The sequence below is a fragment of the Fibrobacter sp. UWH9 genome (assembly GCF_900129715.1).
In the GTDB taxonomy this organism is placed as follows: domain Bacteria; phylum Fibrobacterota; class Fibrobacteria; order Fibrobacterales; family Fibrobacteraceae; genus Fibrobacter.
This window is the reverse complement of the sequence record NZ_FQWP01000011.1, coordinates 24,912-47,608: the sequence shown is the minus strand read 5'-3', so window position 1 is coordinate 47,608 and position 22,697 is coordinate 24,912. Positions and strand designations below refer to the sequence as shown.

General features: G+C 48.8%; 20 protein-coding genes and 1 tRNA gene. 18 read left to right on the top strand and 3 right to left on the bottom strand.

The genetic code is table 11. The features are described from left to right. Positions 1-18: 18 nt before the first annotated feature. Positions 19-91: transfer RNA gene (locus tag BUB94_RS10295), tRNA-Asn, on the bottom strand. 396 nt (positions 92-487) lie between these two features. Here BUB94_RS10295 and BUB94_RS10290 point away from each other — a divergent pair. The 7 genes from BUB94_RS10290 to ribD all read left to right on the top strand — a co-directional run bounded on the left by BUB94_RS10290 (position 488) and on the right by ribD (position 7,811). Continuing rightward, positions 488-1,249, top strand: a complete 762-nt coding sequence (locus tag BUB94_RS10290) for a Nif3-like dinuclear metal center hexameric protein (RefSeq protein ID WP_073236746.1) — start codon at positions 488-490, stop codon at positions 1,247-1,249. Between the two features lie 267 nt (positions 1,250-1,516). Continuing rightward, positions 1,517-2,437, top strand: a complete 921-nt coding sequence (locus BUB94_RS10285; RefSeq protein ID WP_073160051.1) for a M23 family metallopeptidase — start codon at positions 1,517-1,519, stop codon at positions 2,435-2,437. Between the two features lie 84 nt (positions 2,438-2,521). Beyond that, the gene (locus tag BUB94_RS10280) at positions 2,522-3,961 is read left to right on the top strand and encodes a hypothetical protein (RefSeq protein WP_073236743.1); all 1,440 of its coding nucleotides are present in this window, start codon (positions 2,522-2,524) and stop codon (positions 3,959-3,961) included. 8 nt (positions 3,962-3,969) lie between these two features. Next, on the top strand, positions 3,970-4,683 hold the full coding sequence (locus BUB94_RS10275) for a hypothetical protein (protein WP_073236740.1): 714 nt from the start codon (positions 3,970-3,972) through the stop codon (positions 4,681-4,683). 21 nt (positions 4,684-4,704) lie between these two features. Further along, positions 4,705-5,943 (top strand): PAS domain-containing protein, encoded by a 1,239-nt coding sequence (locus BUB94_RS10270; protein WP_073159967.1) that lies wholly within the window; start codon positions 4,705-4,707, stop codon positions 5,941-5,943. Positions 5,944-5,956: 13 nt separating this feature from the next. Beyond that, a complete protein-coding gene (locus tag BUB94_RS10265) occupies positions 5,957-6,400 on the top strand; it encodes a rhodanese-like domain-containing protein (RefSeq protein WP_073159969.1) in 444 nt (147 codons plus the stop codon). Positions 6,401-6,443: 43 nt separating this feature from the next. After that, entirely contained in the window at positions 6,444-7,811 is a 1,368-nt protein-coding gene (ribD, locus tag BUB94_RS10260; protein WP_073236737.1) for a bifunctional diaminohydroxyphosphoribosylaminopyrimidine deaminase/5-amino-6-(5-phosphoribosylamino)uracil reductase RibD, read from the top strand. A gap of 26 nt (positions 7,812-7,837) precedes the next feature. On the opposite strand, the gene BUB94_RS10255 is transcribed toward ribD, so the two are convergent. Both BUB94_RS10255 and BUB94_RS17505 read right to left on the bottom strand, forming a co-directional pair. Then, entirely contained in the window at positions 7,838-8,281 is a 444-nt protein-coding gene (locus BUB94_RS10255) for an FISUMP domain-containing protein (RefSeq protein WP_254793717.1), read from the bottom strand. Between the two features lie 247 nt (positions 8,282-8,528). Then, positions 8,529-8,729 carry an FISUMP domain-containing protein gene (locus BUB94_RS17505; protein ID WP_073236731.1) on the bottom strand — a complete coding sequence of 67 codons (201 nt, stop codon included), beginning with the start codon at positions 8,727-8,729 and terminating at the stop codon, positions 8,529-8,531. 387 nt (positions 8,730-9,116) lie between these two features. Here BUB94_RS17505 and BUB94_RS10245 point away from each other — a divergent pair, with 387 nt between their 5' ends. The 11 genes from BUB94_RS10245 (at position 9,117) to BUB94_RS10195 (ending at position 22,647) form a co-directional block, all read left to right on the top strand. Next, on the top strand, positions 9,117-9,716 hold the full coding sequence (locus BUB94_RS10245; protein WP_073159982.1) for a riboflavin synthase: 600 nt from the start codon (positions 9,117-9,119) through the stop codon (positions 9,714-9,716). Continuing rightward, positions 9,703-10,914, top strand: coding sequence for a bifunctional 3,4-dihydroxy-2-butanone-4-phosphate synthase/GTP cyclohydrolase II (locus tag BUB94_RS10240; RefSeq protein WP_073159984.1), 1,212 nt, complete (start codon positions 9,703-9,705; stop codon positions 10,912-10,914). Before BUB94_RS10245 ends, BUB94_RS10240 begins: the two co-directional genes overlap by 14 nt. A gap of 9 nt (positions 10,915-10,923) precedes the next feature. Beyond that, complete coding sequence (ribH, locus tag BUB94_RS10235) at positions 10,924-11,385, top strand: 6,7-dimethyl-8-ribityllumazine synthase (RefSeq protein WP_073159986.1); 462 nt, start codon at positions 10,924-10,926, stop codon at positions 11,383-11,385. A gap of 47 nt (positions 11,386-11,432) precedes the next feature. Further along, positions 11,433-11,870, top strand: a complete 438-nt coding sequence (nusB, locus tag BUB94_RS10230) for a transcription antitermination factor NusB (RefSeq protein ID WP_073159988.1) — start codon at positions 11,433-11,435, stop codon at positions 11,868-11,870. 1 nt (position 11,871) lies between these two features. After that, on the top strand, positions 11,872-14,958 hold the full coding sequence (locus BUB94_RS10225) for a glycosyltransferase family 117 protein (protein ID WP_139260199.1): 3,087 nt from the start codon (positions 11,872-11,874) through the stop codon (positions 14,956-14,958). A 36-nt stretch (positions 14,959-14,994) separates the two neighbouring features. Beyond that, positions 14,995-15,918 carry a glycosyltransferase family 2 protein gene (locus tag BUB94_RS10220; protein WP_073159990.1) on the top strand — a complete coding sequence of 308 codons (924 nt, stop codon included), beginning with the start codon at positions 14,995-14,997 and terminating at the stop codon, positions 15,916-15,918. Positions 15,919-15,973: 55 nt separating this feature from the next. Then, the gene (locus BUB94_RS10215; RefSeq protein ID WP_073159991.1) at positions 15,974-16,690 is read left to right on the top strand and encodes a polyprenol monophosphomannose synthase; all 717 of its coding nucleotides are present in this window, start codon (positions 15,974-15,976) and stop codon (positions 16,688-16,690) included. 18 nt (positions 16,691-16,708) lie between these two features. After that, positions 16,709-18,316, top strand: a complete 1,608-nt coding sequence (locus BUB94_RS10210; protein ID WP_073159993.1) for a glycosyltransferase family 2 protein — start codon at positions 16,709-16,711, stop codon at positions 18,314-18,316. Positions 18,317-18,377: 61 nt separating this feature from the next. Continuing rightward, positions 18,378-18,623: a Trm112 family protein gene (locus BUB94_RS10205; RefSeq protein WP_073159995.1), complete on the top strand. Its 246-nt coding sequence runs from the start codon at positions 18,378-18,380 to the stop codon at positions 18,621-18,623. Between the two features lie 14 nt (positions 18,624-18,637). Continuing rightward, positions 18,638-21,538, top strand: coding sequence for a tetratricopeptide repeat protein (locus tag BUB94_RS10200; RefSeq protein WP_073236728.1), 2,901 nt, complete (start codon positions 18,638-18,640; stop codon positions 21,536-21,538). Then, positions 21,538-22,647, top strand: a complete 1,110-nt coding sequence (locus BUB94_RS10195) for a type IV pilus twitching motility protein PilT (protein ID WP_073159999.1) — start codon at positions 21,538-21,540, stop codon at positions 22,645-22,647. Before BUB94_RS10200 ends, BUB94_RS10195 begins: the two co-directional genes overlap by 1 nt. Positions 22,648-22,697: the final 50 nt, after the last annotated feature.

The window sequence follows — 22,697 nt, the reverse complement described above, 5'->3', positions numbered from 1 at the left end:
TCGAACGGGTCTTCTAAGCTGCTTCACTTGGACTCGAACCAAGGACAACGCGATTAACAGTCGCGGGCTCTACCAACTGAGCTATGAAGCAATCAGATCAGCGAGTTTCCTCATTGACGATGCCAAATATAGATAGTTTGCTTACTTTGTCAAGGGGTTATGACTAATTTTTGTTGAAATGTGTATGGAAATCTGGTCCAAAAGAGGGCTCAACCTAATTTTCAGAGAGGTTGAGTCGTTGCGAAATGGATTCAACCTGTTTTTGTTGAAAATGGGACGCCCCTAAAATAGACTCAATCTATTTGTTTATGAATATGATTTATGAAAAAACCTCTATTAAAAAATCAACAAGTCCATTTTTTAAAGATATAAAAACTATTATTCTTTAGAATAATCATATTTCTAAAGTTTTCTTGGATATTTATATATTAGTGCTAGATTATGTATCATAATTGTAGTGTTTGAACAGTTATGGGAGTAATGAATTATGGATATTAATTTTTTCTCTGCCTGGTTGAATGATTTGCTTGACCCGAAGTCCTTCAAGGATTATTGCGTTAATGGTCTTTGTGTCGAAGCGAATACTCGGGTGACTCGAGTGGTTACTGGGGTGAGTTTCCGGGACTGTCTGATTGATGCCGCAATTGAAGACGGCGCTGATTGCATTATCGTACATCATCCTAATGGATTTTGGAAAAATGAAGACCGTGTGCCAGTAGGCCGTTTTGGCGCTCGCATGCGCAAGCTTTTTAATAATGGCATAAATCTCTATGGTTACCACTTGCCTTTGGATGGCCATATGGAAGTGGGAAATAATGTTCAAATTGCCAAGGCGATGGGGCTTAGCAACATTTCGGGATTCTTGCAGGAAGGTGAAAAGACCATTGGCGTAGTTGGCGAGTGGGAAACTGCTGCGACTCAGACGGAATTTATGGAAAGCGTAGCCAATGCGTTCCCTTATGGATTGCAGAATGCCTTGATGTATGGTTCTGATACCATTAAAAGGGTGGCTATTTGCAGCGGCTCGGGCTCAAGCGCCATTGAAGAGGCTATGAAGTTGGACTGCGATGTCCTGGTAACAGGGGAAATTAAGGAACATGTTCCGATTGACTGTGAGGAATTGGGATTTAATTTGGTCAATTGTGGTCATCATCGAACAGAGGTCTTTGGCGTTCGTGCCTTGGCCGAAAAAATCCAGGAAGAATTGAATATTCCTGCAAAATTTGTTGATTTTGACAATCCGGTTTAACACTTGATTATCATTTTTTGAAAAAAATACTTTGTAAATTACACATTTCGCCCATTGGGGGCGAAATGAATTGTCTTGTTTTTCCCTATTTCGATTTTATATATGTAACTTGTTGATTCTCATGGAGTTAACAGTTTTACAAATCTTTTTTATGTAGAGAAATCTGACAAAAAATCCAGCTTTTTGTGTAAAAATTGTTCCCTCCATGTTCCATGTTGTGTGAATTTTTACGTTCGCTTGGTCATATTTTTTACTATCTTACCCGCCGTGAATTTTGTTAAGACCACCATACACTTCCAGAAGTCATCGAAATCGATGACCCTGCATGTGCCTGCCGTCCTGTTCAAGGCGTGGCCGGTGCTTCGTGTTTTTGTGGTTATTGGCGCCATCCTTTTTGCTGTGCAGATGGTGACCACCACCATTTACGAAGGTGTGTTGAACCACCAGCTGGATGAACGTCACCGCCTGGATAGCGAAATGTCCCAGATTCAGGGGACTCTGGATTATCTGGCTGGCACCACGTCTGACTTCCTCCGTGACGAAAATCGCCTTTATGCTCGATTCAGCCTGCCCACTCAGGATGAATCTTCCCGTGAAATGGGTACCGGTGGCGCCATTGGCGAGGATTCCCTGTTGCTGCGCACCACGTCTCCTGTTGTAGAACGAATGGCTCTGCTGGGCGAAACGGCCAAGCGTTTGCAGTCCAAGCTCCACAATAACGACGCTTCTTTCCACAACTTGGGCAAATATATGGACCAGAAACTTTCCATGTGGCGTTTCGTTCCGTCTATTTCTCCTACCCAGGGGCGTTTCGCTTCTTCTTTTGGTCCCCGTATTCACCCTGTCACGGGTGAAGTGGGCAAGATGCATCAGGGTGTCGATATTTCTAACGAACGCTGGACTCCGATTTTCGCCCCCGCCGACGGTGTGGTGGACGTTGCTCAGCTTAGTTCTTCTTTTGGTTACTTCGTGGCTATTGACCACGGGAATGGAATCAAGACTCGTCTGGGCCATATGCAGATGTATATTGTTCATCCGGGTCAGTTCGTTCATCGTTACCAAGTTATTGGATACATGGGAAATACAGGTCGATCTGTCGGACCCCATCTTCACTACGAAGTGTGGGTGAACAATTCTCCTGTAAATCCGCTTGCCTATATGTTGCCCAACGATCATTCTGTAGATTGATTTCTACCGATCGTAGGCAAACCGCCCGAGAAAATGGCGCCGGCTCGAACTGGCTAAAGGCGGCTCACCCCAAGGGGTGATTTCTTGAAAAATCAAGGATTCGGGGCTGCAGTTCTTGCAGTTCTCTGCTTTTTATGTTTTGGCTTGGGTTCCGCTCTTGCCTGCCCTCGTTTTGTGGAATTCTTTTCTGATCCCAAGGATGTTCCTGATCAGGAAGGAGAATTCGTCGAGATTCGTCTGGATGATTGTGGGGCGGAAAGCCTATGGGTGCAGATGGATGAAAAACCGGCTTTATCTTTTGCCTTGCCCAGAGGTAATTCCTGGGAGTCCGGTTCGACCTTCAAACGATTCGTCCTGGTTCATGATAGCCTGTATTGCCCTAAGGGGAATGGGGTGGCGTGTGGCTTATTGGGAAAGTTAAGTCTTCCGAATTCCAGGAGGTCTACGTGGCGTCTTTGGGCGGGTTCGTGTGTGGATTCCGTTGAAATTCCAGAGCCTAAGGCGGGAATGGCGTTACAGCGGGTGAAAGATTCTGACCGTTGGATTTTTGCGGAACCGACCATAGGGTGCGCTAACCCGCAATATGAAGTCGGAGTGGCTGACTGCGGCCTCGCTCCTGTTTTGCGGGACCATGACAAGTATACGGTTTTCTTGACGGGGTGTGATTCTGCCTGGCTACGGTTGGAGCGCATCCCCCTGGATGGAAGTGCAAGTGTGATTGACTCCTTGTGGGTGGTTGGGAATTTTAGCTGGGAATCTTCCCGGGATTTTTGGATTCGCGGGAATCTACCGCCCGATGAAGCTCCATATAACGATTCGCTAGACACCTTGCTATTTGCGCCAGGTGGGGGGCCGCTGGTGGTTTCGGAGGTGCATCATTGCCCCCAGGAGCCTGAACCGGAATGGGTGGAAGTGTACAATCGTAGTGCGGTAGCCGTCCCTCTCGAAAAATTTCGCTTTTGTGGCCGAGGTGGAAGCTGGGGTGTCGGGTTTATAGACCCTTATGAGACCATCGTGCTGACCAAGGATACCGCACAACTCAGGGAATATCTTGGCTATAGGGATGTGGGGCTGGTTCAGGTTGCGCTTGGTTATCTGAATAATTCGTCGGGATGCATTTCCATTTGCAGCGGGGAGGCTGTGGTGGATAGCGTTTGCTGGGATCGGCATATGGTGTCATGTCCGTCAGGCTTTAATCCCTTGACTATGGAATCGGAGAATACCCCAGGTTTTGTGCGGTCTAATGGGACGAACGAAAAAATCCAGTCTCCTTTTACATACAAGCTTTCTTCTAGGGTGGTTCGCCTAGGAGGTAATTCGTTAAGAGTTTATGTTGAAAGCGAATTTCAGGTATCTCTCCGTCTGCTGGATTCTGCTGGGCGGGAGCGTTGGAAGGCCGATGTGCCCCCTGGATTTAATGCCTGGCGTAAAGTGTCTCTTGATGGAATGGGCTTGGGGGTTGCTTACGTGTCTATCTCGACGGGCAAGTTTGAAAATGTTGTGGGAATTCTGATTCGTCCGTAGGGCTTCGTATGAATAAAATTGCGTTTTTGCTTCTGCTGGTTGGGTTCGCCTTTGGTAATGATATTTCCTGGCTTCTTTCTGATTATTCCTCGTCGCCGGCTCGTTTTGCGAATCCTGGATTCAGTATGGATTTTTACCGTTTGCCGGAAACGGATCAGTTGGCATCTTCTGTTTCTGGGGAATGGGGTGACTCCAGGTATCGAGGGGCTTTTATTGGTTCTTATGAATCAATGGATTCGTTATACAGAAAAATTTATACAGAATGGGGCATGTCTGTGAATGGCGATTGGCTTGCTGTTGGGGGCGCCTATGGATTTTCGATGGAGTGGACTCCCGGTGATGAATTGTGGACGTCCCATCGTTATAAGGCGGGCGCATCTATTGTGTATGGACGATTAATTTTGTGGACGTACCTGTGGAATTTTTTTCATGAACCATTAAAAAATATGCAGTACCTTTCTGGCGTTACCATAAAACCTGGCGATAGCCTAGATGCTTTTTTTCAATGGGATGGCCGTTCTGCTTATATGGGTTCTTCTCTAAATTTTAGGTTTGTCTCTTTGTCTACTTTTTACCGGTTTCCCGGTTTTTGTGTGGGGCTAGGCGTGAATTTTCATTTTGATTTGTGGAATGTTGGTGGTTCTATTGGAAAATCTGATCATTCTCTGGACTGGTTTGGTCTAAGTGTTAAAAAGAAAATTGGAAAAAAGACTATCTTGTAGATTGTAATTTGGACTGAATTTATGTTTATCTCGCTGAATATCATTGCGGCTTCACTTTTTGCCTTTTTCCTGGTTGGGGTGGCGTTGGTCATTTCGATCTTGCTGATTAGGGATTCCCGCGAAAAGCAGAAGGCCTATTCCAATTTTTCGGAATACCTGGGCGAATTTCAGGTGGTGCTTTCTATGGATGGCAACCTGATTGATGCCACGCCGCGATTCATTGCGGATCCTCTTTTTGAACGTATTTGCCAGGAACAGAACTTCAAGAAGATTCTTTCGGCTCAGGAATATGCACGTCTGAAGGATTATACCAAGGGGTTGGCTTCCTATCCGGATATTCCCTTTATCTTTAGTTACGATAGTGAATTAGGCTTGCGCTGGTACGAGTTGCGTGCTTTTATCCAGAAGAAGACGGGCGAAGATAACACCGTTCTTCTGATCAAGAATGTGACCTTGGATGTGGAGTCCAGAAACCAGCGCGATGAACTGAAACAGAATATCGATATGCTTCTGCAGAATACGGGGGACTTCCTGTGGTCTCTTGATGTGGATTCCCGTCGCTTCACCTTGCTTACGCCTCTTATCGATGAAGAAGGTCGTGTGGTTCCCCGCTCCGTGGGTGTTCAGAACCTTAAAAACATGATGCCGGCGAAAGACTGCGAAATTTTTGAAAAGATGCTGAATTCCCGAATTGTGGATTTCAGAGCGTCGGGTCATGATAGCGAGGATCGTCGAGGTATTTGCCTTCGTTTGCTGAGGTCTGACGGGGCTACGGACTGGTACACCTTTAATGGCCGTTTGACCATGGAAGAAGGTTCCAATATGGTGTTTAAGGGGGCTGCCCGCCGCATGGAACTGCTGCAGGATAATCCTGTGCTGGAGGATGGCGTCGATAGTAGCGATTTGCTGGCTTCTGCCTTGAGACTCCCGGATATTCGTGTGGTCTGGGTTGACAGAGATTATAAGATTGCCGGGTGCAATCAGGCTTTTTCCCTGGCCTTTGGAAGGGAATCTCCCAAACAGGTCGAAGGGGTTCGTTTGCTGGAAGTGGTGCGCCCGAAGTACTTCTCGCTTTTCCATAGATATTTGTCTGAGGTTTTTGAACGAGGACGCGCTGTTGCCTGGAAAGGTGTTTTTGGGGCTTCAGATTCTTTGCTTTGGATGAATGCCGTTCCGATTAAAAATCTAGACGGTGAAACGCACAAGATTTTGATGGTGTATATGCTGCTTGGCGTAAATGATTTTATTGAAAAAAAATAGTAGGAGTAATAAAATGAATAAGTTGATGATGTTTGCTTTTGCCGGAATGTTCCTGATGGCAGGCTGTAATGAACAGAAGGCTGCTGAAAAGGCTCCTGAAGCTGCTCCCGTGGCTCAGCCGGCTCCGGCTCCTGCCCAGCCTGCAGCTCCCAGAAACATTGTTGATGAAGTGAAGAACATTGACTGGAATAAGGCCATGGAAATGAACGCCTCGGGTGCAATGTACCTGGACGTTCGTAATCCGGACGAACTGAATGATGGTTATGCTCCCCATGCCGTGAATATTCCTCTCAGTGAATTGAAGTACCGTCTGGCTGAAGTGCCCAAGGATAAGGACGTCCTGGTTTACTGCCGCTCTGGTCGCCGCAGTGAAGCTGCTACCTTGATTTTGATGCGCAATGGTTATGACCGCGCTTACAATGTTCTTGGCGGTTTCTTGGCTTATCCCAAGAAGTAGTGGTTAGTTCGATAGTACGTTTGACTAAAAAACGAAGCTGTAAATGAACTTTCTTAGGTTGGCTCTTGATGAGTCCGTCTTTTCTATTGGCGTGAGCCGCCCCAATCCGGCGGTGGGTGCCGTTGTGGTTAAAGATGGAATTATCGTGGGGAAGGGGCGTACGCAGCGCCCCGGAAGTGCCCATGCCGAAGTCATGGCGTTGCGTGACGCGGGCGAACTGGCTCGTGGTGCGTCTATCTACGTGACTTTGGAGCCCTGCTGCCATTACGGCCGCACGCCTCCCTGCACCAAGGCCGTCATTGACGCTGGAATTGCGAAAGTCTTTTACGCTCACGGGGACCCCAATCCTGTTGTCCGCGGGAACAGCCGTAAGATTTTGGAAGAAGCCGGAATCGAAGTTTTCGAAGGCGTGGACGCCTGCATCGCCGCTGAAGTGGATGATGGCTGGGACGATTGTGGATGCGGCGAATGCAACTGCCTGAGTGAACCTTCGCATGTCATGCTGAGCGAGTCCTCGGGTGTCATGCTGAGCGAAGCGAAGAATCTAGCAGGAATGTCTCGCGAGGCGGAAGCGGAAGGTCGTACCGTCTTCCACGACGTAGAACGTTACTTCGAAGCTTACGATTTCTACGTTCGCAACAAGCGTACTTTTGTAGAAGTAAAATGCGCCGTCTCCCAGGAAAATTTCATGGGCGTTGTTGGTTTGAATGGCGAACATTTGCCTGTCCGCATTACTGGTGATGGGGCCAACTGCTGGAATCATGAACTCCGCGCCATCAGCGATGCTGTTCTTGTTGGGGCAGGAACCGTTCTTGCTGATAATCCTAGCCTGAATGTCCGTAACGCTGCCGGAAACGATCCCGTAAAAATTGTGTGGGCGGGACATCATAAATTTTCCGCAGAAGAAGTTTCGAAGCTGAAAGTCTTCTCTCTGAATCAGGAAAAAAAGATTCTCGTTTTCTCCTGCGTCCCACAGCCTGCTTTTTCTGAACGCTCCCTCCCGTGTCATTCAGAGCGAAGTGCGGAGCGCGAAGTCGAAGAATCTAACGAAGTGCCTTGCGTCATTCTTTTGACTGGATCCACTTTCGCTGAAAATTGGACTTCCATGATCGACGATCTTTCTGCCCGTGGTATGCATCGTCTGATGGTGGAACCGGGCGCAGGTCTCGCCAATCAATTGTTTGCCGACGCCGTTTCTACTGGCGAAACCATTGTCGCTCCCAAACCTCTTTGGAACCGCCTGAATATCTGGCGCTCCACCGACTGCCGCATCGACGATGCCATCGCAGATCTCGCTGCCTCTGGCAACATCAAGGAAGGCCTGGAATTTCCGGAACTTCCCAAGAACATCGTGGCCAAGGAATCCTTCATGGCCGGCCCCGATGTGCTTACCGTCTATTATCCTGCATAAACGCAATAATCGGGTTTAGTAGTCCTTTAAGCAACGCACTGAAAATGCGTGGTATTACTAGATCCCCAGCCAGATTGGGCTTTAAGGATGTGTCCCGCAACTTTATTGCCTCCAAGCTTGTTCACCAGATCGTTCCATTCTGTCTGATTCGGCAAATGCCATCCTTCAGGGCATATTCCTTGTACTCGGTCTGGAATATTGCAGCTAGTTCCAAATCCACATTTCAGAGAACTGTTTTCCAGTTTGACGGAGTCAATGGCGGCAGCCCAGGTGTATAGACGTCCTGTTAGCAGGCAACGTTGGTCATTGTCGTCGTAGCACCAGCTACCATTTACGAGGCTTGGCGTTTTTATACTGTCTGCATACTTTAGATTTTCTGCCATCCACCATTGGTAACCAATCTTCGTGATTTTGTACACCTGCCCGTCGCGCTTGTCCGTGAGCGTGCCATAGTCAACTTGGGAATTCATATAGTCTTCTACGGAAAAGCCTTCTTGGATAACCTTGTTAAGTGTTGGCTGTTTGTTGCTTCCTGTAAAAGAAGTTGTATCTGTAGGATCTTTGTCTGAATCCATAAGGCAGCGAATGCTTAAAAACAGAGCCTTGCTTTCGTCGTACAACCAAGCTGTAGAACGTTCTACGTCCAATGAAACCATGTAAGCGCCGTAAGTTCCTTGTTCATCGGAACTCCACATGCCGGAATATTCTCCTAATCCGCTACCTGGGCCTATTCCCCCATGCTCCCGTGGGAATTGCCGAAAAGCCGTATATATCCTTGTGTGTTCCACTATTCCATCCTTTTGAGGATTTGAGATCGTTTCCGATTGCTGAAGACTTGACTCGGCCGTTGTTGATTGTGTTGCTGAAAAGGTCAAGCCATTCTTTAGCGGATGGAATATGCCATCCTGCAGGGCACACTCCCTGCGTTCTTTCTGGAGGATCACAGATTACTCCGTATTCTCCCTCAGTCAGGAGTTTCTGGTTTAGGTATTGTTTGTTACAGGATTACTTGACTCGTCGTCTCCATTGGCGACTAGTATAGACGCTGTGGTAAAGCCAATGAAGGCTGCCTTTATAGGGTGTTCAAAAATAATCATGATTCCTCCGTCCCAATGAGATAATTCCTGTGGGTAAATGTAGTATACCCCCCCTAGCCATTACCTATAGGAAATTACCGTTGTATAATATGGATGTTAGCTAAATCTAACTTGCAGTACTGGTCCGACCTCAAAATCAGCGTTATTCGCCTGTTTTCACTCTCGTCTCTCGTCTCTCGTCTCTCGTCTTTTTCTAAATTTGGCCCGTATGTTTACTGGTATTATTCAAAGTACGGGAACCATCCTTTCTCTGGAAACGAGAGGGGATGCGCTGACCATGCGCTTATCCGCACCCGGTTTCTTTAAGGGTTGCAATTTGGGCGATAGTGTCGCTAACGATGGTGTGTGCCTTTCCATTGAAAGCTGCACCGACGACGAGGCTACCTTCTGCCTGATGCACCAGACGGTGGAAAACACCTCTTTCAAGCAAGCTGAACCGGGAAAACTTGTGAATCTTGAAAAGGCCTGCAGGGCAGATTCCTTTATGGGCGGTCATTTTGTGATGGGCCATGTGGATACTTCCGTGAAGGTCTTGGCCGTTGCCAATCGCGAAACGGGCGTGGAAGTGGATTTGGAACTCCCTAAGGACTTGCGCCGCTATGTAATCCGTCGCGGTTCCGTGTCCTTGAACGGCATTAGCCTTACGGTGGCCGAAAAGTTCGAGGATTCCATCCGCGTATGCATTATTCCCGAAACGCTGGCCCGCACCAATTTGCGTAACTGGGTTCCCGGTACTATTGTGAATGTAGAAGTAGATATGCTTGGCAAATATATCGAAAATTATTTGAAGGAGCGTGACCTTGCTTAATACGATCGAAGAAGCCCTTGAAGACTTCAAGGCCGGTAAATTCCTCATTGTCGTCGATGACGAAGATCGTGAAAATGAAGGCGACTTTGTAATCGCCGCCGAAAAGATTACACCGGAAAAGGTGAATTTCATGCTCCACGAAGGCCGTGGCGTTCTTTGCTGCCCGCTGCCTATCAAGCGTTGCCACGAATTGAATCTGACCCGTCAGACCGCAGAAAACACATCCATTCTGGGTACCCCGTTCACTATCATGGTGGATAAGATCGAAGGTTGCTCCACTGGCGTTTCTGCCCATGACCGTGCCGCCACCATTCTGGCTCTTTCCGATCCTGCTTCCAAGCCCAGCGATTTCGGCCGCCCTGGCCACATTTCTCCGCTGTACGCCCAGGAAGAAGGCGTGCTCCGCCGCGCAGGCCACACGGAAGCTGCCGTGGACCTGGCAAAGCTGGCTGGACTTCGCCCGGCTGCCGCTCTCATCGAAATCATGAACGAAGACGGCACCATGGCCCGTATGCCTCAGTTGCAGGAAGTGGCCAAGAAGTTCGACATCAAGATTATCTCTATCCACGACTTGATCGCCTACCGCCTGAAGAACGAAAAGCTGGTGCAGCGTGTGGCTGCTCCCAACGTCCCTACCAAGTACGGCGAATTCAAGGCCTACGCCTACCGCAGCTCCACCGACGGTGTGGAACATGTGGCCTGGGTTGCTGGCAATCCGGATTTCAGCAAGCCGGTTTATGTTCGCGTCCATAGCGAATGCCTGACGGGCGATATTTTCGGCAGCATGCGCTGCGACTGCGGTGAGCAGTTGGAAGCCTCCATGAAGTTCATTGGTGAACATGGGGGAGTGCTCCTTTACCTCCGCGGCCAGGAAGGTCGTGGTATTGGCCTCTGCAACAAGCTCCGCGCTTATGAATTGCAGGAAAAGGGCCTGGACACCGTAGAAGCCAACATCAAGCTGGGCTTCAAGTCTGATTTACGCCAGTATGGTACCGGCGCACAGATCTTGGCTGACCTGGGTGTGAAGCAGATGCGTTTGCTCACCAATAACCCCAGCAAGATCAATGGTATTTCCGCTTACGGTCTTGAAATCGTGGAACGTGTTCCTATCGAAATCAAGCCCAATAACATTAACCGTTTCTATCTGCGAACCAAGAAAGAAAAGATGGGCCACGACCTGAAGTTGGACGAGGCTTAAGGGAGTATTATGAACGAACTGAAGAATTCTCTGAATGGAACTGGCCTGAAGGTGGCGATCGCCGTGGCCCGCTTTAATGAAATCGTGACGGATAAACTGCTGGATGGTGCACTCCGCCAGCTGCAGATCCTTGGCGTAGATGAAAAGGATATTACCGTGGCTCATGTTCCGGGCGCTTTTGAACTGCCGGGTATTTGCCGCCGCATGGCGGATTCCAACAAGTTTGATGCCGTTATGGCTCTAGGTGCAGTTATCCGTGGCGAAACTGGCCACTACGACGTGGTTGTGAACAATTCTACCAGCGGTATTGCCGGTATTGCCGCCGAAGGCAAGGTTCCCATGATTCTGGGGATCCTCACTACCGATACCGTAGACCAGGCTATGAACCGCGCAGGCCTTAAGGCTGGCAACCTGGGTTGCAGCTGGGCTTCTACCGCCGTCGAAATGGCAAACCTCTACAAGCAGATTTAATAAAAAAAGAAACGTAAACTGAGACTTATAAAAAACGAGAAAGTTTTATGGCACAAGTAAGTTTTAGACCCGCCCGCGTATTTGCAATGCAGTTGCTGTACGCCATGGAAATCACCGGACAGACTGTGGCTCAGGCTCTTCCTGGAGTTCTTGAAGCTCAGGAAATTCACGACAACCAGAAGAAGTATGGCATGAGACTGGTGGACCTGATTCAGGAACACCGCGCTGACCTTGACGAAAGCATCAAGGCTGCCGCCGCTCATTGGGAACTGGACCGTATGGCCAGCCTGGATCGTATTCTTCTGCGAATCGCCATGGTGGAACTGACTTACATTCCCGAAGTCCCCATGAAGGTGGCTATTTCCGAAGCGGTTCAGATTGCTGCCAAGTTCAGCACTGATTCTTCCTCGTCTTTTGTTAATGGTTTGCTGACCGGCTTCTTGCAGAGCCGCGGCATCGTGATTCCGGGTACTAAGGAGAAGTAACGTGTTCAATAAAGAAAAGTGGATGAAGCATATTTTTGCAGGTATCACCTGCTTGGTTGCCTTGGTTGTCTATGCCATGACCATGGCTCCCACCGTTTCCTTCTGGGACTGCGGTGAATTCGTGGCCTGTGCTAACACCCTCGGTATTCCCCATCCTCCTGGAACCCCCTTCTTCGTTTTCTTTGCCCGTGCAGTAATTGTTCTTCTGCCTTTTGTTGAAGAAATCGCAAAGCGCGTGAACTACATTTCTGTGGTTAGCTCCGCTGCGACTGTTTATGTTACCGCCCTTTTCGCCTGGGAACTTCTGGCAACCGTCCTTAAGACCGACGCCCTTGCTCAAAAGATCTCCGAAAAGGTTCGTTATATTGTTCTCGGTACCGCAGCCCTGGTGGCTGGTTTCTTGCTGACCTTCTCTGATACCTTCTGGTTCAACGCCGTGGAAGCTGAAGTTTACGGCATTGCCATGCTCATCTTGATGCTGGTGTCTTACCTGGGTCTGGTCTGGTACAACAAGCGTGACGATGAAGATTATGCAAACCGCATTCTGATTTTCATTTGCTACATCGCATTCCTTGGTGTTGGCGCTCACTTGTACACAATGCTTACCGTTCCTGCCGTGTTTGCCTTGCTGCTGGTGGCAGAACCTAAGAAGATTGTGGAACGCATTCCTGTGTGGATCACCGGTACTCTCCTGTGCTCCGTGATTTACATGGTGTCCGCCTTTATTGAAATTTCCCTGGGTTGCCTTGTGGTCTTGGCTATCCTCAGTGTTGCAAAGCCTTTCCGCCCGCGCATGAACAAGGCTGTACGCCTTTCTCTTGCCTTTGCTTTCTTTGCCCTGATTGGTTACAGCACTCATCTTTACATTCCCATCCGTTCTGAACTGAATCCGACCATCGACGAAAACAATCCGGAAATCAACATCCGCGATGATCAGGGCAACCTGCAGTTGGGTAACCTGTTCAAGGCTGAAAACTGGGATGCCTTTAACGCCTTTATCGAACGTAAGCAGTATGGCTCCGAAAGCATGATTAGCCGTGCCTTCTACCGCCGTGCCCGTACCGCCCATCAGTTCCTCAGCTTCCCTCATATGGGTTACGGTGGATACCAGATGGCCCAGTACCTGCCTTACAAGGTGGGCGAGGTGAACTATGCCAATGGCGTTTACACCTTTGATTCTGCAGACAATCAGCCTGTGGAACGCTTTGGTTTCAAGTTCCCCACTCAGATGAGCTTCATGGGCGATGCTGTCTTGCCGCAGCTCTTGATCTTCCTCATCTTTAACGGTCTTATCGTTATGGTTTGCGTCTTTATCTGGAGACGTAACAAGAAACTTGGCGTATTTACTTCTATTCTTTATGCCCTTTGCTCTCTCGGTTTGCTGTTCTACATCAACTTCGCCGATGGCGCTCGTATGGAACAGCGTGACCATGACTACTGGGTCAGCGTCATGACTCGTAATGTTCAGGATCTGAATTCTCGTGGTGTAGGCATTAACGCCCTGCCGGATCCCAACGAACTGATCGACATGCGTCAGAATATCGAACATACCAAGATCCGCATCGAAATGCTGAAGGGTCGCGAAAATACCCAGGGTCGTATTGCTGAATTGCAGAAGCAGCTGGAAACATACACCAACTCCTCTGTATGGCAGAACTGGACCAAGATCGAACAGGGCTTTGCCCAGGTGGGTAGCCGCGCACCGTTCCCCGAATCCGTTCATCTCGAAGTTCGCGAACGTGACTACTTCTATACTCCGGCCTTCATTTTCATGAGCCTCATCTTCGGTATCGGCGCTGGTATCCTGGTGTTCCTTTGCGCTACCGGAACTATGCCTACCTTGGCCGCTCCGCTGGCAGCCGCCCTGGTGCTTGTTTCCTTTGTAATTCCCTGTGCTTCCAACTACAAGGAACATGACCGTTCTGGCCTGTGGGTTCCCTGGGATTACGCATTCAACCTGCTGAACAGCTGCCGCCCCAACGCCATCCTCTTTACCAATGGCGATAACGACACCTTCCCGCTGTGGTTTGCACAGGAAGTGGCCGGAGTCCGTAAGGACGTGCGCGTGGTGAACCTGTCTCTGGGTAACACCGACTGGTACATCAAGCAGATGCTTGAAAACGAACCGATTCTTAAGCTGAGCTACACCAAGGAAACCATTGATAGCGATATGGTTCTTGATAATAGTTCCGCTAACAATCCCAACCACCAGACTTCTACCTGGGTCAAGAAGGCTCAGCGCCTGATGCCTCAGCTGAAGAGCCGCATCGACGCTATGGAAGGTCAGCAGCTGTCTGCCGCAGATTCTGTTAAGCTACTGCAGTTCAAGGTCCACTATCAGGTTTGGGATGCCTTTACTGAATGGGCTGCCCGTACTCGTAGTTCCATGATGCTGACACAGCATAAGCTGGTTGTCGATCTTGCTCTCCAGAATATGGATCGCCCCATTGAAATTTCTACCACCGTTGGAACCTCCAACTTCATGGGTCTTGAAAAGTACATGGTCCAGGAAGGTATGGTCTACAACCTGGTGAAGGGTGACCTGAATCCCAAGCGTAATGCATTTGACGCAGCCTATACCGCAAACCTTATTGATAATGTTTACAAGTATCGCGGACTTGGTGATGGTACCGCCTATATCAATGACGAAACCATCCGTCTTCTGTCCAGCTACATTTCTCTGTACCTGCAGATTTCCTTCGATGCTCGCGACAAGATCGAAAAGCTCCGCAACAGCCATCCCTTTACAGCCGACAAGAAGGCTCAGGTGGATAGCCTTGCTACAGCCTCCGCCAAGTATCTGGAAATGGGCATTAAGCAGTTCCCCGATGAATGGCGTAACTACTGGGCTGCCGCATTCGTCTACCAGGCTGCAGGTATGAAGCAGCAGGCTATCGAAGTGGCTAACCGCGGTCTCGAAGCCGTTCCGTCCTTCGAAGAAGGTGGCCGCGCCCGCTTGATGATGGCTATCCGTCAGGCAGAAACCCTTTCCGACGAACCTCTGAAGGTTGAAGAACCGGCTCCTGCCGCTGATTCTGCTGCCCCTGCCGATAGCGCAGCCTCTGCGGTTGTCGCTGCTGCAAACTAACTGTTGAAACTTGAAACTCGAAACTAGCGATTTTATATGGATTTAAGTCTTGTTATCCCGGTGAAGGAAGAAAGCGAAAATCTTCCGGATCTTCTTAAGGAAATCGTTGCCGCTATTGAACCCACTGGCTTTACCTACGAAGTCATTATCATTGATGATGGTAGCCGTGACAGCACTTGGGAAGTGGTGGAGTCCCTGTCGAAGGAATATTCCTTCCTGAAGGCTTTCCGCTTCCAGTTCAATTGCGGTAAGGCTGCTGGCTTGGCTTTCGGATTCTCCAAGGCTACCGGCAAGTATGTGGCGACCCTTGATGGCGATCTTCAGGACGATCCTCTTGAAATTCCCAAGATGATTAAGATCCTCGATGAGGGATATGATCTGGTTTCGGGTTGGAAGATCCGTCGCCTGGATCCCTGGCACAAGACTTGGCCTTCCAAGTTGTTCAACTTGACTGTGTCTGCAGTTTGCGGACAGCGCCTCCACGATTTTAACTGCGGCATCAAGGCTTACCGCAGTTCCGTGGTCCGCTTCATTCACCTGTATGGCGATTTCCATCGCTTTATTCCGGTGATGGCCAAGTGGCAGGGTTTCCGCATTACCGAAATGCCTGTGGCTCATCGAGCACGCGTTCATGGCGTTTCCAAGTATGGCGTTTCCCGTCTGGTTTCTGGATTCCTGGATTTGCTTTCTCTCATGTTCCTGCGCAGCTTTGCCGCAAAGCCCTTGCATTTCTTTGGCTTGCTTGGCTTGATCTTTATGCTGGCCGGTTTTGGCATTTGTGGCTACTTCGGCTATGAATGGATTAAGCTGGGCGCCCTGCATGTTCGCCCCCTCTTGCTGGCTGGCGGTTTCTCCCTGGTCATGGGCGTGCAATTCTTTAGTCTTGGGCTTCTTGGTGAAATGATGAATGGAAACAAGAAACAGACTTATCCTGTGGCGGAATCCATTAACGACAAGTAATGTTTGTTATTTTAACTGTTGATTTTTGATTAGAAACGTTTTGGAGTACAAAAGCATGTCTTATCCTAAGAGTTTGGTAATTGTTCCCACCTACAACGAGAAGGAAAATATCCTGCTGATCATGTCTGCTATCTTGAAGCAGAACGAATGCCTGGAAATCCTGGTGGTGGACGATGGATCTCCCGATGGTACCGGAGACATGGTTGAAGCGGAAGCTGCAAAGAATCCCCGCATCCATCTTCTTCGCCGTCCCGGCAAGATGGGCCTGGGTTCTGCTTATGTGACTGGCTTCAAGTGGGCTCTTGAACGTGACTTCGAACGCGTCTTTGAAATGGATGCCGACTTTAGCCACAATCCTGCCGACTTGAACCGCTTCCTGGAAGCTGCAGAAAATGGTGCTGACCTTGTGCTGGGTAGCCGTTATCTGGATCGTAAGATTAGCGTGGTCAACTGGGATCTGAAGCGTTTGATTCTTAGCTATGGCGCTAATGTCTACACCCGTATTGCAACTGGTCTTCCCATTAGCGATGCTACCGGTGGATTCAAGTGCTACTGTCGTAGCGCCCTGCAGGCTCTGAACCTGGACAAGATGAAGAGCGATGGCTACTGCTTCCAGATTGAAACTACCTTCAAGATTTGGAAGAAGGGACTTACCGTCAAGGAAATTCCCATCGTGTTTACCGACCGTACCCGCGGCACTTCCAAGATGAGCGGTGGCATTATTTCTGAAGCTTTCTTCCTGGTCCTTAAGCTGCGTCTGGGTTTGGCATAATCTAAACAAGGGTGTTCCATGGCTGTAGATTATTCCTGCTCCGTTATTATTGTCGCCTACAATTCCTGTGACTTTATTCCTGCCTGTCTAAAGTCCGTCCGTGACGCAAGTGAAGGCTTGGATACCCAGGTCATTGTGTTGGACAATGGTTCGCCTGAACCCATATCTGCAGAAATCAAGGCGTTCTTCCCTGAAGTCCTGTGGATTGATTCCAAGGAAAATCTGGGCTTTGGTAAGGGATGTAATCTTGCTGTAAAGTCGGCTACCAACCCCTATCTGTTCTTTATCAATCCGGATACTCTCGTTTCCAAGGATTCCTTCCGCAAGATGCTGGAATTCGTGCAGGAACATCCGGAAACGGGTCTTGCCGGCAGCCGAATCCTTAACGAAGACGGATCCCTGCAGCTGGCCTGCCGCCGTTCTTTCCCCACTACGTTCTCTGCCATTGCAAAGACCGTGGGCCTGGCCGCATTGTTCCCCAAGAGCAAGTTGTTCGCCTCTTACAATATGACTTACGCTGACCCGGAACAGGTCACCGAAGTGGATGCCATCAGTGGTTCCTTCTTCTGCATGCGTAGCGATCTGTACAGGGAATTGAATGGCTTTGACGAAGATTTCTTCATGTACGGTGAAGACCTGGATCTTTGCTTTAGGGCGAAGGTGGCTGGCTTCAAGAACTATTACACACCTGCGACCAACATCCTTCATTTTAAAGGTCAGAGCTGTAAGACTCGCCGTTGGAAATCCTATGTGGATTTCTACAAGGCCATGATTATCTTTGTAAGAAAGCACAAGGACTTGTACTTTGTGCCGTCATTGTTTGTGACCTTGGGTATTCTGTTTGCTGCCTTTATCGGCATGTTCTCCCGTTTGATTCCAAAGTTCTGGAAAATCTTCCTGGATGTGGTGACGATTTTTTGGGTTTGGATTGTCGCGTGCGTTGTTGAAAACAATGAATTCGACGGCTATGTGAATGCAAACGTATTTTTAAATACAATCCTGGTCGTCAATATTTTGTATTTGGCTTTGTGCGGAGAGTATAGTACCGCATCCTTGAATGGACGTAAATTCATCACACGGTTGATTCCTTTGAATTTAATTGCCGTTCTAGGTGTTTTAGCTTATGTTGTTTGCTTAAGCGGCAGGGCTTGCAATTGTGAAATCGCCGATGCCTCGGAATTGTTTGGATATTCCATCGTGATTCTAGGAATCCCCCTGGCCCTCAAGGCCTGGCGTCGTGTGGCTTTCTGGATAAACTATTTCTACCGCATTTTTGCCAAGAAACGTCATCGTTCCATTTTGCTGGGCGGCTCCCAGGATTCTCTGGACAACTGGTTTGACCGTTACAACGTGATTCCCGGTATCGAAATTCTGGGTTGCGTATCCAATGACCCTAAGGCGGTTTCCGAAAGCAATCGTCAGCACCTGTTGGGCCCCCTTTCCAGTATGGAGTCTGTTTGCAATCGAACTGGCTGCCGCGAACTTCTGGTGGTGTCCAATTTCTCTGGATATTGTGAGCCCTACGACGTAAATTGGCTTGAAAAGTTGGGTTTACGTGTGTTTTTGCTCATAGGAAACGGAAAAGATGGCGATTATGCCCTTGTAAACCTTAAATACCTCCATTAGGTCTACAACGTTTTCGCGAAATGATATTATTTTTGTGTAAGTAATTGGTAATAAAGGTCTTATGTTAGATTCTAAGCTTTTGGATATTATTTGCTGCCCCGAAACTCGTGCAGCCCTCAAGTTGGCAGATAGCGAACGTCTTTCTGCCTTGAATAGTGCTATTTCTGCCGGAACCCTCAAGAATGTGGGGGGTGAAACAATTACTGAATCCTTGACCGAGGCTTTGATTACTGCTGACGGTTCTAGGGTTTACCCTGTCCGTGAAGGAATTCCTGTCCTTTTGTCTGACGAAGCAATTTTGCTCTAATTGTAGAGGTGTTTATGGCGGTGACGTTGGAATCTCTAAAAAAGTCTGTAGGCAAGAAAAACAGTAAGTCCAAGATTTTTGCCTGGCTTGCCGATATGGAACTTGCTGCAGGTGATTTGGACACTGCTCTTCAGAGAGTCAACGGTGGTTTGACCCTTTATCCTGGTGATATTGCGGCTAGACTTGTTCGTTCCAAGATTCTCTTTCAGAAAGAAGAATTTGAAGATTGCGTACAGGAATGCACCAACATTCTTGTGATGGATCCGTTTAACCTGGCTGCCCAAAAGATTATGGGCGACGCTTATGATCGCCTGGGAAATGTCGCCGAACGTAACCGCTGCTACCGTCGCTACCATGACATGGATCCCCTGAACAAGTTCTGGAAGGATGAATACGATGTCATTCCTGAGGCTGCAGTCGTGGCCGAAGCCGCTGCTGTTGCTGGCGCCGCTACCGAAGAAGTTTCTGGTGGCTTTGACGTTCCGTCTGATGGTGACGATTCTCTGAACTTCAATCTTTCTGATGCCCTGTCATCCGGAAATGATGATGAATCCTCCGATGGTGGTCTTTTCGAAAAATCCAATTCTAATACTGGACTCTTTAGCGGTCCTGATGATTCTGCTGACGATGAATCTCTTGGGGGAGGCTTGTTTGAAAAGTCTAACTCCGGTGGCCGCTCCTTTGAAAAGGCCTTTGGTGAAGCTTTCGGCGAAACCTCTGACGATGATGTTGCTTCTGAAAGCATGGGTTCGTCAGGTTTGTTCAGCTCCGGTATGCAGGAGGATGACGCTCCTGCAGAACAGTCTTCCTCTTTTGGTTTTGGCTTTGCTTCAGAGAGCAGTTCGTCTAACGATGATGATCCGTTTGCTGCTCTTGCCGCCATGCTTCCGAACAGCGATTCCGGTGATGATGCCGCAATCGATGAACTGACTGCTTCGCTTGATTCTGTTATGGATTCCATTAGGGCTGACGATGATATCGATAAGCCCATTGAAGAATTCCCTGCAGATGACAATGTTTCCGGCAACGATGTTAATGCCGCCCTGTCGGATATGTTCGGCCTAGATGATGATCTTGAAGCCGAAGAAATGCCTGCTCCCAAGGCTGCTGATTTCTCTGCATCTGTTGTGGATGAAGCTGCCGAAGCAAATGCATCCAAGATTTTTGAAAGCCAGTCTACAGCTTCTGCTGACAAGCCCCTGAGTGTAGATGACGCCTTCGATTCTATTTTCGGTGAAGATGAACTTCCTGAAGAATTCGGTTCCGCACCTGCAGCCTCTGCTGCAGCTCCTGTCGCTCCGGCACCCGTAGAACCGGCTGCCGAAGAATCTTCCTTGTTTGAAAAGTCATCTTCTTTTGCCGATGATTCCTTCTCTTCTTCGACTTCCTTCGAAGAACCCGCTGCACCTGCAGCTCTGGAAGAACCTGCCGCTCCGGCTGCACCTGCTCCTGCCGCAGACAAGCCCTTGAGCGTGGACGATGCCTTTGATTCTATTTTCGGCGAAGATGAACTTCCTGATGAATTTGGTTCTGCACCTGCCGCTCCGGCTGCACCTGTTGAAGCCGCAGCACCTGTAGAAACAATTGCTCCTGCTGCCGAACTTGCTGACGAGCCGGCTGGTTTCTCGATGTTTGAAAAGTCCGCCGATGCAGACTTTAGCACTACATCTCTGGATTCCATGTCAGACGAACCTCTGTCTGAATCTATTTCCGCTTTGTCTGATATTCCTGCCGTACCGGAGGCTCCGGTCGCAGCCGCTCCCGCTGCCGATAAGCCTGTGAGCGTGGATGACGCCTTTGGATCTATTTTCGGTGAAGATGAACTTCCCGAAGAAAATCTCTTTGAAAAGTCCAGCGAATTATCTGAACTGTCTCTTGGCGGTGATGACAATCTCTCCTTCGACGCTCCGGTTGACATGCTTGCCGAAGGTCAGGCTGAACAAGCTGCAGAAGAAACATTTGAAGTTCCTGCCCTAGAAACTACCGAAGAACCGAAGTTTGTATCGGAAGTGGATGTTCCTTCCGATCCGCAGATCGCTTCTCCCATGTCGTTCATGGATGACGATTCTGAAGTTGGTTCTGCTTTCAATTCCATCTTTGGCGCGGATGATGATCTGCCCGAGGAAAAGGCTGAAAATACACTTGTTGAACAAGTTAATTTGGCTGAATCGGAATTGACTATGCCCGAAGCCCCTGTTTCCGAAAAACAGGAATCTACTGATATTGCTCAGGAAATGGGCGGTGCATTTGCATCCATGTTTGGTGATGACGATGATTTGGATTTGCCTGGCATGAATTCAGAAACCGAATCGTCTGACTTGAATTTTGAATCCGCACAGCAGCTCACGACTGCCGCTGTAGAAGAATCTCTGCAGAATCCTGCATCGGGTAATTTGGAAACGGATTTGAATAAGTCCTTCGACAGTCTTTTTGGTGGCGATGATGATTTTGTCGCCCCTGAGGTTGGTTCCGCGGCTCCTTCTGAAGTTGCTCCTGAGGCAGACGTTTCTTTCGTCGAAAAGCCCGTTGCCGGAAATCCGGACCTGGCTTCTCTGGAAAGTGAAGTTTCCGGTGCCTTTAAGGGTCTGTTCGACATGGAAGATGATGCGCTGACCGAAACACCCAAGACTACTGGCAGCGGCATGGATTTCTTGATGTCAGGTGACTCTGACGATGAAATCACTGCTGGCCTTGTAAAGAATCCGGATGCTCCTATCGAAAGGGGCGCACTGAATCTTGATGATAGCATGGGAACTAGAACCTTGGCAGAAATCTATTTTGACCAGGGACTTTATGCCGACGCTCTCAAGATGTACCAGGAACTGGTTCAGCGTGAACCTGGTGATCGGGAACTTGCGGCCCGTAAGGATGAAATTGAAAAGATTTTCCGTGACAAGTTTGGAGGTAACACCTAATGGCAGAACAGGCTCAGCTTCGTATTGAACAGCTCTTGCGCGAAATGGTGAATCGCAAGGCTTCTGATATGCACATTCGCGTGGGTGTACCTCCGGTCTACCGTATTAACGGTGCCCTGACTAAACCTTTCGACATCCGCGTCGATGGCGGTATGATGGATTCCTTCCTGGATGATATCATGAATCGTGACCAAAAACTGCGTTTTGAACAGAATAAGGAATGCGACTTTGCTGTGGGCGCCCGCGATATGGGTCGTTTCCGTGTGAACGTGTTCCGTCAGCGCGGTTCCATCGCTATCGTTATCCGTCATATTAAGGCAAAGATTCCTCCCTTCGAAGAACTGCACTTGCCTGAAATCATCAAGAAGTTGGCTTTGACCAAGCGCGGCCTTATTCTGGTGACGGGTACGACGGGTTCTGGTAAGTCTACCACCTTGGCTTCTATGCTGGATTACATTAACCAGAGCGAAGCGGTGAACATCATTACCGTTGAAGATCCTATCGAATACCTCTATAAGGATAACGTCGCCATTATTTCTCAGCGTGAAATTGGCGTAGATACCCTTTCTTATGCGAATGCCCTTCGTGCCGCTCTTCGTCAGGACCCTGACGTTTTGCTGGTGGGCGAAATTCGTGACCTGGAAACCATGCAGATTGCCATGACCGCTGCTGATACCGGTCATATGGTGTTCGCTACGATTCATACCACCAACGCAACTGAAACTATTCACCGTGTGCTTTCTATGTACCCGCCGCACCAGCATGATGAAATCCGTCTGCTTCTGGGTGAAGTTCTGGCGGGCATTATTTCTCTGCGCTTGCTGCCCACCAAGGATGGCAAGGGTCGAGTTCCCGCAGCAGAAATTCTGGTGAACACCGGTGCCGTTCGCGAGTACATCCAGGACAAGGATAAGAACGATCTTATTGAAGAAGCTATCGCTGATGGTCATATGCAGTACCAGAGCCAGACCTTTGACCAGGCCTTGCTGGAACTGTATCAGACCGAACAGATTACCCTTGAAACTGCAATGAATGCCGCTACCAACCGTGATGACTTCGATCTTAAGATCCGCGGTATTTCCGGCACTTCTGATCGCGGCTGGATGTAATCGTTCTAGACCTTGCGAATATTTCCGCAAATTTTGCAAAGAACACCGGT

Bases quoted from the DNA above. Each gene is read 5' to 3' on its own strand.
- BUB94_RS10265 (WP_073159969.1), top strand. From the start codon at position 5,957: ATGAATAAGTTGATGATGTTTGCTTTTGCCGGAATGTTCCTGATGGCA.
- BUB94_RS10200 (WP_073236728.1), top strand. From the start codon at position 18,638: ATGGCGGTGACGTTGGAATCTCTAAAAAAGTCTGTAGGCAAGAAAAAC.
- BUB94_RS10215 (WP_073159991.1), top strand. From the start codon at position 15,974: ATGTCTTATCCTAAGAGTTTGGTAATTGTTCCCACCTACAACGAGAAG.
- ribH (WP_073159986.1), top strand. From the start codon at position 10,924: ATGAACGAACTGAAGAATTCTCTGAATGGAACTGGCCTGAAGGTGGCG.
- nusB (WP_073159988.1), top strand. From the start codon at position 11,433: ATGGCACAAGTAAGTTTTAGACCCGCCCGCGTATTTGCAATGCAGTTG.
- BUB94_RS10245 (WP_073159982.1), top strand. From the start codon at position 9,117: ATGTTTACTGGTATTATTCAAAGTACGGGAACCATCCTTTCTCTGGAA.
- BUB94_RS10220 (WP_073159990.1), top strand. From the start codon at position 14,995: ATGGATTTAAGTCTTGTTATCCCGGTGAAGGAAGAAAGCGAAAATCTT.
- BUB94_RS10290 (WP_073236746.1), top strand. From the start codon at position 488: ATGGATATTAATTTTTTCTCTGCCTGGTTGAATGATTTGCTTGACCCG.
- BUB94_RS10255 (WP_254793717.1), bottom strand. From the start codon at position 8,281: ATGAATTCCCAAGTTGACTATGGCACGCTCACGGACAAGCGCGACGGG.
- ribD (WP_073236737.1), top strand. From the start codon at position 6,444: ATGAACTTTCTTAGGTTGGCTCTTGATGAGTCCGTCTTTTCTATTGGC.
- BUB94_RS10270 (WP_073159967.1), top strand. From the start codon at position 4,705: ATGTTTATCTCGCTGAATATCATTGCGGCTTCACTTTTTGCCTTTTTC.
- BUB94_RS10195 (WP_073159999.1), top strand. From the start codon at position 21,538: ATGGCAGAACAGGCTCAGCTTCGTATTGAACAGCTCTTGCGCGAAATG.
- BUB94_RS10205 (WP_073159995.1), top strand. From the start codon at position 18,378: ATGTTAGATTCTAAGCTTTTGGATATTATTTGCTGCCCCGAAACTCGT.
- BUB94_RS10275 (WP_073236740.1), top strand. From the start codon at position 3,970: ATGAATAAAATTGCGTTTTTGCTTCTGCTGGTTGGGTTCGCCTTTGGT.
- BUB94_RS10210 (WP_073159993.1), top strand. From the start codon at position 16,709: ATGGCTGTAGATTATTCCTGCTCCGTTATTATTGTCGCCTACAATTCC.